Origin of the sequence: Enterobacter sp. TMH.L2 (genome assembly GCF_050847315.1) — a bacterium.
GTDB lineage: Bacteria > Pseudomonadota > Gammaproteobacteria > Enterobacterales > Enterobacteriaceae > Cedecea.
This window is the reverse complement of the sequence record NZ_CP193791.1, coordinates 306,447-318,961: the sequence shown is the minus strand read 5'-3', so window position 1 is coordinate 318,961 and position 12,515 is coordinate 306,447. Positions and strand designations below refer to the sequence as shown.

The following is a 12,515-nucleotide window of genomic DNA, read 5'->3' as shown; positions in this document are numbered from 1 at the left end:
CATATTCATCGTCACGGCAGATGAGGCCGGCGTAAATACTCTTCACTTTGCATTTCCTGCAGCCTGGAAAGACAACGCTGGAACTCAAACTTAAGCCTTTCTCCTTGATAAATATTGAATAGCTCGGTCTCAGCAGACACCACCAGCTTAACGTGGCGCTCATAGAATTCGTCCACCATAGCGATAAAACGGCGTGCCTCACTCTCCATCAACGTTGTCATCACCGTTACATTAAACAGCAGGACGGTGTGGAACTGGCGCGAAAGCGCGATGTAATCATGTTGGCTGCGCGCGTCCACGCATAGCGTGCTGAAATCGATAGCCAGCGTCTGGTTTGCGGCCCCCATCGTCACCATTGGCCGATGGTTGATTTCCAGTACCGGCGCCCCTTCGCGCTTTGCCCCGGCCAGAGCGACATAAAGCTTTTCCATTTGCAGCGCGGAGTCTGTATTCAGCGGTGACAGCCAAAGGTGCGCCTGAGTCAGCGTTCTCAGGCGGTAATCAATCCCGGCATCCACGTTCATCACGTCGCAATAGCGTTTGATTGCTTCGATGGCGGGTAAGAACCGCGCGCGCTGCAGCCCATTGCGGTACAAATCATCCGGCGGGATGTTCGACGTGGCCACCAGCGTGATGCCTCGCGCAAAAAGCGCTTTCATTAATGTACCCAGCAGCATGGCATCGGTGATATCAGAGACAAAAAATTCGTCGAAGCACAGCACATCCGTTTCGGCCTTAAAGCCGTCAGCAATAATTTCCAGCGGATCCGTGTGGCCCTGCTGCTGCGCCAGCTCTTCGTGAACCCGAAGCATAAAGCGGTGAAAGTGCAGCCTGAGTTTGCGCTCTCCCGGCAAACTCTGAAAAAACATATCCATCAGCCAGGTTTTACCTCGCCCCACGCCTCCCCACATATACAAACCCCGGGCTGGCTCCTGCCCGGCCTGAACCTCTTTTTTACCGAACAGCTTGCCGAACTTAGTCAGCAACCCACCGGCAGGCGCGGGTGTAGGTGCAACGGACAATGCTTGCCAGATAGCGTCCAGGCGCATAATCGCTTCGCGCTGCACATCATCAGGTTGAAAACTGCCTTCTGCCAGGGCCTGCTGGTAGCGCGATGCAGGAGAGAGATTTTGCATGGTATTATTATCTTCCCTTTATAATCGGATAGCCGTTCACTGCCTTTTTCGAACCGGTTGTCCAAAAAAAGGCCGTTCTACCCTAAGCGATGCAGCGTCAGGATTCCACTTCTCTTAGGTTAACGGTTATAGTGGCTACATTACCCTACGGAATCACAAGATAACGGGAGAAGTTCATGACTTGGGAATATGCGCTTATTGGGTTAGTAGTGGGCCTTATTATCGGCGCCGTAGCCATGCGTTTCGGCAATCGTAAGCTGCGCCAACAGCAAGCTCTGCAGTATGAGCTGGAAAAAAACAAAGCGGAGCTTGAAGAGTACCGCGAAGAGTTAGTCAGCCATTTTGCCCGCAGCGCCGAGCTGCTGGATAACATGGCACACGATTATCGCCAGCTGTATCAGCACATGGCAAAAAGCTCCAGCAGCCTGCTGCCGGAGATGACAGCGGAAGCCAATCCGTTCCGTAACCGTCTTGCCGAGTCTGAAGCCGGGAACGATCAGGCGCCGGTTCAGATGCCGCGTGATTATTCAGACGGTGCTTCCGGCCTGCTTCGCGCCGGTGCAAAACGCGATTAATCCCTGTTTTAGCTTTTCCGGGGCACAGTTCAGGTGCCCCATCCTTTCCTGACCCAGCTATCATTTAATTATCTTGTGCTTTCTTATTACGCCATTGTGAGTCGATTGATCTTTCAATAACATCAATTGCGTGAGTGGGCATTCCTTTTTCCAGGTGACGAGAGCCAGCATCCAATGAAGAAACAAACACGGCTGTTGAATGCATTAGCGTTAAGCGTCGCTCTGACGCTCGGCGTATCCCCTCTGGCAAGCGCGTCACTGCCTTCCCAGGTTCCAGGCCAGCCGGCTTTGCCAAGCCTTGCGCCGATGCTGGAAAAAGTCTTACCGGCGGTCGTCAGCGTACAGGTTGAAGGCACCGCCTCAGCGTCCAGCCAGAAAGTGCCGGAAGAGTTCAAAAAATTCTACGGCGATGAAGCCCCCTCCGACACACCTCAGCAGTTTGAAGGCTTGGGTTCCGGCGTCATCATCAACGCCGCAAAAGGCTATGTCCTGACCAACAACCATGTGATTAATCAGGCACAGAAAATCAGCGTGCAGCTGAATGACGGGCGTGAATTTGATGCCAAACTGATTGGCGGGGACGATCAGAGCGACATCGCGCTACTTCAGTTGCAAAACGCGACCGGGCTTACCGAAATCAAAGTGGCCGACTCTGACAAGCTCAAAGTGGGTGATTTTGCGGTTGCGGTGGGTAACCCATTTGGCCTCGGTCAAACAGCGACTTCCGGCATCGTTTCCGCACTGGGCCGCAGCGGCCTGAACCTTGAAGGTCTGGAAAACTTTATTCAAACAGATGCTTCAATCAACCGGGGTAACTCCGGCGGCGCGCTGCTCAACCTGAACGGCGAACTGATTGGCATCAACACTGCGATTCTTGCTCCCGCAGGCGGCAGCGTAGGAATTGGTTTTGCTATCCCGAGCAATATGGCCCAAACCCTCGCCAAACAGCTGATGGAATTTGGTGAAATCAAACGTGGCCTGCTGGGAATCAAAGGCATGGAGATGAACGCCGACATCGCCAAAGCGTTTAACCTTTCCACCCAGCGTGGTGCCTTTGTCAGTGAAGTTCTGCCTCAGTCAGGGTCGGCAAAAGCGGGCATTAAAGCCGGGGATATCATCACCAGCCTGAACGGTAACCCGCTGAGCAGTTTCGCCGAATTACGAGCGAAAATTGCCACAACCGAGCCCGGCACCGTGGTGAAACTGGGCTTGCTGCGCGACGGCAAACCACTGGAAGTGAACGTGACGCTGGACAAGAGCACCGCCTCTTCCGCAAGCGCAGAAATGATCCTGCCAGCGCTGCAGGGTGCCACGCTAAGCGATGGGCAACTGAAGGACGGCGGCAAGGGCATTCGTCTGGATAACGTGGATAAAGGCACGCCTGCGGCTCAGGTTGGTCTGCACAAAGACGATATCATCGTCGGCATTAACCGTGAGCGAATTCATACTATCGCCGAAATGCGCAAAGTGCTGGAAACCAAGCCTGCGGTCATTGCGCTGCATGTTGTTCGCGGCGAACAGAGCCTCTATTTGCTGTTGCGTTAACGGAAGCAGAGAAACGGACATCGTCTGTACGATGTCCGTCCAACTCATGCTATTCTGCGGTCGATCTCTCACTTATTAACTCAAACTCATGTTTCTAAAGATCTTACGTTCGGTGATCATTGGGCTGATTGTTGCGGGGCTGCTGCTGCTCGCGATGCCGTCGTTACGCAAAGCCGTTGGCCCACTTGCGCCGGCACAATATGACAGCACCGACGAAACGCCGATGAGCTTTAATCCGGCCGTGCGCCGCGCTGCCCCGGCGGTAGTGAACGTATACAATCGCAGCGTCGGCAATAACGGCCAAAACCAGCTTCAAATCAAGACGCTCGGCTCCGGCGTTATCATGGACGGACGCGGCTACATCATTACCAATAAACACGTGATCAACGATGCCGAGCAAATCATCGTTGCGCTCCAGGACGGGCGAGTGTTTGAAGCCCTGCTTATTGGGTCCGATAGCCTGACCGACCTGGCTGTGCTGAAAATCAACGCCACCAACCTGCCGATCATTCCTATTAACGGCAAGCGCCAGCCCCATATTGGCGATGTGGTCATGGCCATCGGTAACCCTTACAACCTGGGGCAGACGGTCACGCAGGGCATTATCAGCGCGACCGGCCGCATCGGCCTGAGCCCTTCGGGCCGACAGTCGTTCCTGCAAACTGACGCCTCAATTAACCGCGGTAACTCCGGCGGGGCGCTGGTGAATTCGCTCGGGGAACTGATGGGCATCAACACCCTGTCGTTTGACAAGAGCAATGACGGCGAAACGCCGGAAGGGATTGGTTTTGCGATACCGACCCAACTGGCGACCAAAATAATGGATAAGCTCATCCGCGATGGCCGGGTTATTCGAGGCTACATCGGCATTGGCGGCAGAGAAATCACCCCGCTGCATGGCCCTTCCACCGGCATCGATCAGCTACAAGGGATTATCGTTAATGCTGTATCCCCGGACGGCCCGGCAGCTCAGGCTGGTATTCAGGTTAACGACGTGATTATCTCGGTTAACCACAAACCGGCTATCTCGGCGCTGGAAACCATGGACCAGGTGGCGGAAATTCGCCCAGGCTCGGTGATTCCGGTCGAAGTCATGCGTGAAGACAAGAAACTCACGCTGCAGGTCACCGTGCAGGAATACCCCGCCGGAAGCTAAACGGCAGACATAAAAAAACCGGAACCTGAGTTCCGGTTTTTTTTATCCAGGCGTCGATTACTTAACGAATTCTTCGCCCAGTTGGATATCTTTCTTCAGGGTATCCAGCATGCCTTCCATCGCGTTTTTCTCAAATGCGCTGAGGGTGCCGATAGCTTTACGCTCAACGATACCATTTTTACCCAGCAGCAGCGGCTGGGAGAAGAAACGTGCGTGCTCGCCGTCGCCTTCAACGTAAGCGCATTCCACAACGTTGCTTTCGCCTTTCAAAGCGCGAACCAGAGACAGACCGAAACGAGCCGCAGCCTGGCCCATAGACAGCGTTGCGGACCCGCCACCGGCTTTCGCTTCAACCACTTCAGTACCCGCGTTCTGGATACGTTTGGTCAGGTCAGCGACTTCCTGCTCGGTGAAGCTCACGCCAGGGATCTGGGACAGCAGCGGCAGAATGGTTACGCCAGAGTGGCCGCCAATCACCGGGACTTCGATATCCGTTGGCTGCTTGCCTTTCAGCTCGGCAACAAAGGTGTTGGAGCGGATGATATCCAGCGTAGTGACGCCGAACAGTTTGTTCTTATCGTAAACACCCGCTTTTTTCAGCACTTCTGCGGCAATCGCCACGGTGGTGTTTACCGGGTTGGTAATAATACCGATGCAAGCTTTAGGGGCGGTTTTCGCCACTTGCTCGATCAGGTTTTTCACAATACCCGCGTTCACGTTGAACAGGTCGGAACGATCCATACCTGGTTTACGTGCAACACCTGCGGAGATCAGCACCACATCTGCACCCACCAGCGCAGGGGTAGCATCTTCGCCGGAGAAACCTTTGATTTTCACGTCAGTCGGGATATGACTCAGATCCACCGCAACCCCTGGGGTTACTGGCGCAATGTCATACAGAGAGAGTTCTGAGCCTGAAGGCAGTTGGGTCTTAAGTAGAAGGGCAAGCGCCTGGCCGATACCGCCAGCTGCGCCGAGGACTGCAACTTTCATCCTAAACTCCTTATTATGGTTAGCAAAATCGTGCCGTAACTCCATGCGGTGGCGACCATAATCCAGAGAGGAGGTAATTACAATCTTCCCGCCGCCAGATTGCGATATAAAGCAATCACCGACCGCGTTGCTGCTGCATTTACTCGCCGGGAGGAACGACGCCATAGCGCCCGGTCACGACCTGATGTGGTTACATCAACGGCGGTTACATTACCCCTCCGCGCACACCAAAACAACATCATTTTGATAACATTTAATTTACTTTGAAGCTTATTTGCGAGTCGTGACACAGGCATGTTCGCCGATAACGAAATTTGATAAAATCGCCCGCTTTCATAACATTATTTCAGGCTGATCTCCGCCGGATGATTCTCCCACGCTATTCAGGCCGCCGTAAAATCAGGCACCTGAAGGAAGATGAACAATTTGCATAAAAATTCATTTAAATGCATAATAATGTTATCTCTTTTACCCAGGATAGGTTATTTATGCGTAACTCCTCAAAACAAGAAGAATTAGTAAAGGCTTTCAAAGCATTACTTAAAGAAGAGAAATTCAGCTCACAGGGCGAGATAGTTCAGGCGTTACAAAACGACGGCTTCGAAAACATCAACCAATCCAAAGTGTCCCGCATGCTGACCAAATTCGGCGCGGTAAGAACGCGTAATGCAAAAATGGAAATGGTCTACTGCCTGCCTGCCGAGCTGGGCGTCCCGACGACCTCCAGCCCGCTAAAAAACCTGGTTCTGGATATCGACTATAACGACGCCGTCGTAGTGATCCATACCAGCCCTGGCGCCGCACAGCTCATTGCTCGCCTGCTGGACTCACTGGGAAAAGCGGAAGGTATTCTGGGCACCATTGCCGGGGACGACACTATTTTCACCACGCCAGCCAATAACTTCACGGTGAAAGAGCTGTACGAAGCCATCCTGGTGCTGTTCGAACAAGAGCTGTAATCACTCCCCCTCTTCTCAGCCCGCCGTCATGACGCGGCGGGCCTCTCAGTTGGTAATCTTCCGTAAATAAACCTCAATCCAGCGTATGGAATTGCTTCAATACCATTCCACAGGGCATTGTTCTGCGTGTTACCGCACAAATAGTCAAATTCACCCATATCTATGATTTTACTTATATTTAACAAAAAAGCCGTGATAAAAACGTCTTTTTAATAACTATCAGGAATAAAAAATCATTTCGTTAATTTAAAGTTGCATAGGCAACAATTAGCAGGGTATTAATTTTTACCGTAACTAGTGTATACTTGATTTCGTGATGAGGGTCACAGAACGATGACCCAACCAAAAGAATACGACGAGGAAAAAACCATGAACATGAAAGCCACTTTAGTTACCGCCAGCCTGCTCTCCGCTCTGTCATTCGGCGTTTTCGCCGCTGACTCTATCGACGCTCAGCAAGCGCAGAATCGCCAGTCACTGGGTACCGTTTCCGTGGATGACATCGGCAGTTCTCCGATGGATATGCACGAAATGCTGAACCAAAAAGCTGAGCAAAACGGCGCTTCCGCTTATCGCGTGATCGAAGCCCGCACCGGTGGACACTGGCACGCAACGGCAGAACTGTACAAATAAGCGTTCTTAGCCCTAAGCCAGTTGAATAGAGTTGAGTAGAAACGTTAAGCCTCGGCGGCCCTAAGTAGAAAAATCGCGATTAAGCCCTTCCGGCCGCCACGTTAAACCTTCAGGAGTAAAGACTATGAAAACCAAATTAACTATCGCCGCACTGAGCCTGCTGTCCTTTATCTCTTTAGGCGCTAACGCTGCCGCACACCAGATCAACAGCGAACAAGCTCAAGGCCTGCAATCCATGGGTTCCATTTCTGTAAGCCAGGTCGGCAGCGCACCAATGGATATGCGTCAGGAATTGTCCCAGAAAGCCACAGAACAAGGTGCCTCTGCTTACCGCGTGATTGAAGCCCGTAGCGGCGATAACTGGCACGCAACCGCAGAGCTGTACAAATAAACCCTCGTCGTACTTGTCCTACGACTTTGCCCCCGCTCGCCGGGGGCTTTTTTATGGCCGCGGCTCAAACGCTAGCCGTGAATGTTAAAGCGGAGCTGGCCTTCCAGTTCTTCTTCTGCCTCGTCAAAAAGCAGAATGAGCGCCCCGAACCTGCGCCGCTTGCTCTCCGGCAAATGCGCAAATTCGATCTCCACGGGCAGCGGTAACATTGACGCCGTGACCACGTCCCACAGGCTATCCAGGTCGTGAACCTGCTCTTTGCGTAGCGCGAGTTGCTCCGCAAACTGGCGATAGAAAGCCAGGTTGTCCTCGATGTGGTTAAAATCAAAAGTAAATTTTTTCATCGCTGCCGCCCCGACTCTTTTAAGCAAGCGCTGAGCTAAAGCCCGCCGATATGTAGCGTTTTCACTTCAAGGAACTCGTCCAGCCCCAGCACGGAGCCTTCACGCCCTAACCCCGACTCTTTCACGCCGCCGAAGGGCCCAAGTTCCGTAGAAACAGCACACTCATTGATCCCAACCATGCCACTTTCCAGAGCCTGAGAGACGCGGAAAACGCGCTGTAAATTCTGGGTATAGAAATAGGCCGCCAGCCCAAATGGCGTATTGTTGGCTCTTTCGATGACCTCTTCTTCCGTTTCAAAGCGGAAGCAGGCCGCAAGGGGGCCAAACGTCTCTTCCCTGGCCAGTTTCATATCATCGTTAGCGTTGATGATAACGGTGGGCTGCCAGAAATTGCCGCCCAGCGCATGGGGCTTGCCGCCGACAAGCGCTTTCCCACCTTTCGCCAGCGCGTCATCAACATGCTCTCGTACTTTTTCCACCGCAGATTGCTCAATCAGCGGCCCGACAATCACGCCCTCTTCCAGGCCGTTGCCTACTTTCAGCTTCCCAACCTCTGCAGCAAGCTTATTCACAAAACTGTCGTACACATTTTGCTGGATGAAGAAACGGTTAACGCTGACGCAAACCTGGCCAGCATTACGGAATTTGTTAGCAATGGCACCTTTTACCGCCGCATCAATATCCGCGTCATCAAACACGATATAAGGCGCATTGCCCCCCAGCTCCATCGACACTTTTTTCATCGTTTCTGCGGCATTACGCATCAGCGTTTTGCCCACCGCCGTTGAACCCGTGAAGGAGATTTTGCGCACCTGATGGCTGGCCATAATGGCATCGCTAATTTCCTGGGTTTTCCCGGCCACGGCATTCAATACGCCGTCCGGCACGCCGGCCTGCTTCGCCAGTTCAAGCAAAGCAAAAGCGGAAAGAGGCGTGTTATTCGCGGGCTTTATCACTCCGGTACAGCCAGCGGCCAGAGCAGGCCCGAGCTTGCGGGTCAGCATCGCCATGGGGAAATTCCACGGCGTGATTGCCGCGACTACGCCGACGGGTTCACGCGTGGCCAGAATGCGAGAACCGGGCTTAACCGGAGGAATAATCTCGCCGTTGGCGCGTTTGCCCTGTTCAGCAAACCATTGAATGAAGCTGGCGGCGTAATCCACTTCACCCTCAGCCTCTTTGAGCGGCTTCCCCTGCTCAAGGGTCATTAACCGGGCGAGCCAGCTTTTGTTCGCCAGCATCAGTTCAAACCAACGGTAGAGAATTTCAGATCGCTGTTTGGCAGTTTTCGCCCGCCAGGCGGGGAAAGCTTTGCTGGCGGCCTCAATCGCGGCTTCGGTTTCTCGTTTGCCGGCTCTTGCCACTCTGGCCACTATTTCTCCCGTAGCAGGATTCAGCACATCAAAAGTGTCTTCGAGCGAATGCCACTTGCCTGCGACCAGATAGCCGGTTTTAAAAAGCTCACTTTGCGGGAGTGTCTGATTCGTCATAATAGCTCCTGTTCATAAGTGTTCATCCCATGGACCGCAGTTAAGTATAGATAGAAAAAAGCCGACGCAGGCGTCGGCTCTTCAGGCTAAGGTTGGGCTCAGGCGTTAATCAGCGTGTGCCGGTAGCGATGTAAAATGTCTGCCAGCCGTTTCACCGGCTCGGTGACCTGCCGCGGCGCTTCCCACAGGCGAAGCTTCTCTTGATAGATTTCCAGCTCGCCTAAAAGGCTTTCGTAATAGCGCTCTCGCTTATCATCACTGCTGGCAGAAATCACCTTATCCGCCGTTTTACGCAACTGCCGGTGGAAGGCAGAGAGATCGTCATTGACCGGGATAGGCGCATCGCGCAGGCGTTGATGCGCGATGATTAGCGTCAGCGCAAGGCGATAACGATCTATGTCGCCAGGGAACATGTTCAACAGTAAAAACAGCTGCTGATACAGCGCCGGAAGGTGGTTCTCTTTCCGCCGGGCATTATTAGTCGTCAGCGCCGATACCGCAGCGGAGACAAACTGGTTCAGTAGCGTGCGGCCCGTGCGCTCTTTCGAATTATCTCGGATCAGCAGGATCACCATCATGGCCAGGAAACAACCGACGATCTGCCCCAGCGCGCTGTCGAGGAAGCTGCTGAAATGGAAAGTCATCGGGTTATCCAGCACGATAATATTTATCGTCCCGGCCAGCGCCCCCATAGAACCCAGCCGCCGCTTCTGCACCTCAATGCCCATAAAGAAGCCCAGCAGGGCAAGGCTGATACACAGCAGCAGCATACTCTGCTGCGTGGACGGCAGCACCACAAGGAAGTAGAACGCGCCGAGCGGCAGCGCCACCAGCATGCCATACAGGAAGTCGAGCGAAACCATGCGCGGGTTAGGCAGGCGCATTGCCAGCGCCGTCACCACCGCAATCATCACCATCGCGCCGCTGCCGGATGTCCAGCCGGTCCAGAGCCAGAACAGGCTTCCAAGCACGCAGGAAATCGTCGTGCGCCAGAAGTTAATCATCGCGTGATGGCCCTCGGCGGATTCCACCTTCACCACCGCTTCACCGTTCAGCACTTCTTCTTCAATCGCGCTCACGCGGCTATTACTGATAAACCCGCGCTTCAGCAACAGATAGCGAGTCGAGGCGGAAACCCAGGATCCGATGGTTATCGGTGTGGCCTTTTCGCCCATCGCAGATATCGCTCGGCGCAGCACTTTCATCCGCTTATAAACGTCGTCGGCGGTTTCCACTTCGACGGAAAAAAGCTGGCGGAATTCTGGCGTGACGTATTCGGGCCGGGTGTTTTGAATCAGGAAAGTTTCACAGGCCTGGGTGATCAGCGTCAGCGAAAGGGTGTTGATCGCTTTCAGGCGTCGGTTGGCCTTCGCCCAGCGGGCGGATTCCATATTCAGGTTGGCACGCATGCCGTTCAGCGCGGTGACTTTACGCACCAGCCCGCTCCAGGCTTTATCCACCTCTTCTTTGTCGCCGTGGGCAATACAAAGCTGCATCAGGCGGTATTGGTCCACCAGCAGGTTATCCAGTTCCCGGTCAATCTCCTGCTTGATGGAACGCGGAGAAAACAGCAGGTCGGCGACGATGGCACACACAATCCCGATAACGATTTCGCTACAGCGTTCAACGGCAAACTGCGGCGTAGTCAGCGGAGCAACCTGAATAGTGACCACAATAATCAGCGCAGTGTAGCCCGCGAGGCCCCAGGCATAGGAGTTTTCGACGCGAACAAGCGAGGAGATCCAGGTACAGAATCCGGCCCAGATACAGCACACCAGCAGCATGACAACCGGGGCACGGATCAGCGTGATAATGATGACCAGCGCGGCCGCACAGCCAATAAATGTCCCGATAATGCGCAGCATCCCGCGGTAGCGTATGGCCCCGGAATAAGGCTCTCCTCCAGCGGCAAAGGCTGGCCCGGCGGCCACAATCGCGGCGGTCAGCACCGCCCAGCGCGGCGTTTCCAGCTCAAAGTGAAAACCGACAAACACCGCCAGAACAATGGCGAAAGCGAGCTTTATCGCAAAGCGGACGTGCAGCCTGGAAATGTTATACATAGCGGCCTGCTTAACCGAACTCGCGCAGACGATGCATCAGCTTAATAAAGGCTGAGTCATTCTCCGCTTTGCGGTCTTTTTCTCCCGTCACAACGACAGTGGCCGTTGTTCCGGCGGGATACAGATTCCCCATCTGTTCATCAAGGCGGATTCTGACCGGCACACGCTGAGCAAGGCGGACCCACTCAAGGTTGGAGTCGACCGTTGCCATGCCTTTTGAATCGCTGGTACTGCTGGCGTTTGTCACCCCGGCAGAGATGCTGTCGACGCTGCCGCGCAGCACGCGGTTACTGCCAAGCGGCGTGATCTGTACGCGATAGCCCGGACGAATTCCTTCCAGTTTAGTCTCTTCCATGTAGGCCAGAATGTAGAACGAATTCTGTTTCACCAGCGCGACGGACGCTGCGCCGCGGTTAATAAATTCCCCGGTGTGCACGTTAAGGTTGGTTACCCAGCCGTCCGCTGGGGCACGAATGACCGTGCGCTGCAGGTCTAGTTTGGCCAGATCGCGCGTCGCCTGGGCTTTATCTAGCTGATGAAGAACGGTTTGCAGCGAGTTGTTGGACTGATCAATCTCTTCGCGCGACATGGCCTGAATGCCAAGGGAGTTACGCCGCCCGGCTTCACGACGTTTTTCAGAGGACAGCGCCTGGTAATAAGCCACGTCTGCTTCGGCCTGCTCGAGCGCTTTCTGGTAGCGCGGCTGGTCGATGGTGAACAGCACCTGGTCTTTTTTCACCAGTTGGTTGTCCTGAACGTTCACGCTGGTGATAAGCCCGGACACGTCCGGCGCAATGGCAACAACGTCAGCGGTGAAACGCGCGTCTCGTGTCCACGGGGATTCGGTGTAAAACACCCACGCACGGAAGATAGCGATGAAGGCCAGCAGCACCAGCAAAAGCGTGATAGCGGTACGGGTTATGTTTCTTGTTAGTATTTTCACATCAACCTCAAACGAACAAACGCGAAATCAGATAAAAAAGGCAGCAATAGAGCGCTGTATTGAATAATGCAGGGTGCCAGACAAAATCATAAATGCCGGTTGGGGTCAGCAGCCGACGCGCCAGCCAGAACGCGGCGAGCGACAGAATTAATTCGAAGAATATCGGCGGAAAGGAAAGACCGAATATTACGATAACCGGAAATAGACTCATTTTGACCTTGATAAGATAATGCAGGCGATACATAACTCGACGACAAACCGCGACGGAGAGGCCAGAAAAGGCGGGCGAG

13 protein-coding genes are annotated in these 12,515 nt (G+C 53.8%); 6 read left to right on the top strand and 7 right to left on the bottom strand.

Annotated features, from left to right (window positions below):
- Positions 1-11: 11 nt before the first annotated feature.
- Positions 12-1,136: a cell division protein ZapE gene (gene zapE / locus ACREYP_RS01595; RefSeq protein WP_336818810.1), complete on the bottom strand. Its 1,125-nt coding sequence runs from the start codon at positions 1,134-1,136 to the stop codon at positions 12-14.
- 176 nt (positions 1,137-1,312) lie between these two features.
- Here zapE and zapG point away from each other — a divergent pair, with 176 nt between their 5' ends.
- From zapG to degS, 3 genes are all read left to right on the top strand, one after another.
- Positions 1,313-1,711: a Z-ring associated protein ZapG gene (gene zapG, locus ACREYP_RS01590; RefSeq protein WP_008454880.1), complete on the top strand. Its 399-nt coding sequence runs from the start codon at positions 1,313-1,315 to the stop codon at positions 1,709-1,711.
- A 174-nt stretch (positions 1,712-1,885) separates the two neighbouring features.
- Positions 1,886-3,256 (top strand): serine endoprotease DegQ, encoded by a 1,371-nt coding sequence (gene degQ / locus ACREYP_RS01585; protein WP_336818809.1) that lies wholly within the window; start codon positions 1,886-1,888, stop codon positions 3,254-3,256.
- 88 nt (positions 3,257-3,344) lie between these two features.
- Positions 3,345-4,412, top strand: coding sequence for an outer membrane-stress sensor serine endopeptidase DegS (gene degS / locus ACREYP_RS01580; RefSeq protein ID WP_008454882.1), 1,068 nt, complete (start codon positions 3,345-3,347; stop codon positions 4,410-4,412).
- 57 nt (positions 4,413-4,469) lie between these two features.
- On the opposite strand, the gene mdh is transcribed toward degS, so the two are convergent.
- Positions 4,470-5,405 (bottom strand): malate dehydrogenase, encoded by a 936-nt coding sequence (mdh, locus tag ACREYP_RS01575; protein ID WP_008454883.1) that lies wholly within the window; start codon positions 5,403-5,405, stop codon positions 4,470-4,472.
- 488 nt (positions 5,406-5,893) lie between these two features.
- Here mdh and argR point away from each other — a divergent pair, with 488 nt between their 5' ends.
- The 3 genes from argR to yhcN (ACREYP_RS01560) all read left to right on the top strand — a co-directional run bounded on the left by argR (position 5,894) and on the right by yhcN (ACREYP_RS01560) (position 7,388).
- Positions 5,894-6,364, top strand: coding sequence for a transcriptional regulator ArgR (argR, locus tag ACREYP_RS01570; protein ID WP_008454885.1), 471 nt, complete (start codon positions 5,894-5,896; stop codon positions 6,362-6,364).
- Positions 6,365-6,733: 369 nt separating this feature from the next.
- Positions 6,734-6,997 carry a peroxide/acid stress response protein YhcN gene (yhcN, locus tag ACREYP_RS01565; RefSeq protein WP_008454886.1) on the top strand — a complete coding sequence of 88 codons (264 nt, stop codon included), beginning with the start codon at positions 6,734-6,736 and terminating at the stop codon, positions 6,995-6,997.
- A gap of 124 nt (positions 6,998-7,121) precedes the next feature.
- On the top strand, positions 7,122-7,388 hold the full coding sequence (gene yhcN / locus ACREYP_RS01560) for a peroxide/acid stress response protein YhcN (RefSeq protein WP_008454887.1): 267 nt from the start codon (positions 7,122-7,124) through the stop codon (positions 7,386-7,388).
- Positions 7,389-7,459: 71 nt separating this feature from the next.
- Here the strand turns inward: yhcN (ACREYP_RS01560) and ACREYP_RS01555 are convergent, their stop codons facing one another.
- From ACREYP_RS01555 to aaeX, 5 genes are all read right to left on the bottom strand, one after another.
- Entirely contained in the window at positions 7,460-7,732 is a 273-nt protein-coding gene (locus tag ACREYP_RS01555; RefSeq protein WP_008454888.1) for a barstar family protein, read from the bottom strand.
- Between the two features lie 35 nt (positions 7,733-7,767).
- Positions 7,768-9,222, bottom strand: coding sequence for an NAD-dependent succinate-semialdehyde dehydrogenase (locus tag ACREYP_RS01550; protein WP_008454889.1), 1,455 nt, complete (start codon positions 9,220-9,222; stop codon positions 7,768-7,770).
- Between the two features lie 98 nt (positions 9,223-9,320).
- On the bottom strand, positions 9,321-11,282 hold the full coding sequence (gene aaeB, locus ACREYP_RS01545) for a p-hydroxybenzoic acid efflux pump subunit AaeB (protein WP_498881064.1): 1,962 nt from the start codon (positions 11,280-11,282) through the stop codon (positions 9,321-9,323).
- A 10-nt stretch (positions 11,283-11,292) separates the two neighbouring features.
- Positions 11,293-12,225: a p-hydroxybenzoic acid efflux pump subunit AaeA gene (gene aaeA / locus ACREYP_RS01540; protein ID WP_008454891.1), complete on the bottom strand. Its 933-nt coding sequence runs from the start codon at positions 12,223-12,225 to the stop codon at positions 11,293-11,295.
- A gap of 7 nt (positions 12,226-12,232) precedes the next feature.
- Positions 12,233-12,436 carry a p-hydroxybenzoic acid efflux pump operon protein AaeX gene (gene aaeX, locus ACREYP_RS01535; RefSeq protein ID WP_008454892.1) on the bottom strand — a complete coding sequence of 68 codons (204 nt, stop codon included), beginning with the start codon at positions 12,434-12,436 and terminating at the stop codon, positions 12,233-12,235.
- Positions 12,437-12,515 lie beyond the last annotated feature (79 nt).

What these genes read in the sequence shown, in the direction of transcription:
- zapE (WP_336818810.1), bottom strand. Translation starts at nt 1,136, where the DNA reads ATGCAAAATCTCTCTCCTGCATCGCGCTACCAGCAGGCCCTGGCAGAA.
- zapG (WP_008454880.1), top strand. Translation starts at nt 1,313, where the DNA reads ATGACTTGGGAATATGCGCTTATTGGGTTAGTAGTGGGCCTTATTATC.
- degQ (WP_336818809.1), top strand. Translation starts at nt 1,886, where the DNA reads ATGAAGAAACAAACACGGCTGTTGAATGCATTAGCGTTAAGCGTCGCT.
- degS (WP_008454882.1), top strand. Translation starts at nt 3,345, where the DNA reads ATGTTTCTAAAGATCTTACGTTCGGTGATCATTGGGCTGATTGTTGCG.
- mdh (WP_008454883.1), bottom strand. Translation starts at nt 5,405, where the DNA reads ATGAAAGTTGCAGTCCTCGGCGCAGCTGGCGGTATCGGCCAGGCGCTT.
- argR (WP_008454885.1), top strand. Translation starts at nt 5,894, where the DNA reads ATGCGTAACTCCTCAAAACAAGAAGAATTAGTAAAGGCTTTCAAAGCA.
- yhcN (WP_008454886.1), top strand. Translation starts at nt 6,734, where the DNA reads ATGAACATGAAAGCCACTTTAGTTACCGCCAGCCTGCTCTCCGCTCTG.
- yhcN (WP_008454887.1), top strand. Translation starts at nt 7,122, where the DNA reads ATGAAAACCAAATTAACTATCGCCGCACTGAGCCTGCTGTCCTTTATC.
- ACREYP_RS01555 (WP_008454888.1), bottom strand. Translation starts at nt 7,732, where the DNA reads ATGAAAAAATTTACTTTTGATTTTAACCACATCGAGGACAACCTGGCT.
- ACREYP_RS01550 (WP_008454889.1), bottom strand. Translation starts at nt 9,222, where the DNA reads ATGACGAATCAGACACTCCCGCAAAGTGAGCTTTTTAAAACCGGCTAT.
- aaeB (WP_498881064.1), bottom strand. Translation starts at nt 11,282, where the DNA reads ATGTATAACATTTCCAGGCTGCACGTCCGCTTTGCGATAAAGCTCGCT.
- aaeX (WP_008454892.1), bottom strand. Translation starts at nt 12,436, where the DNA reads ATGAGTCTATTTCCGGTTATCGTAATATTCGGTCTTTCCTTTCCGCCG.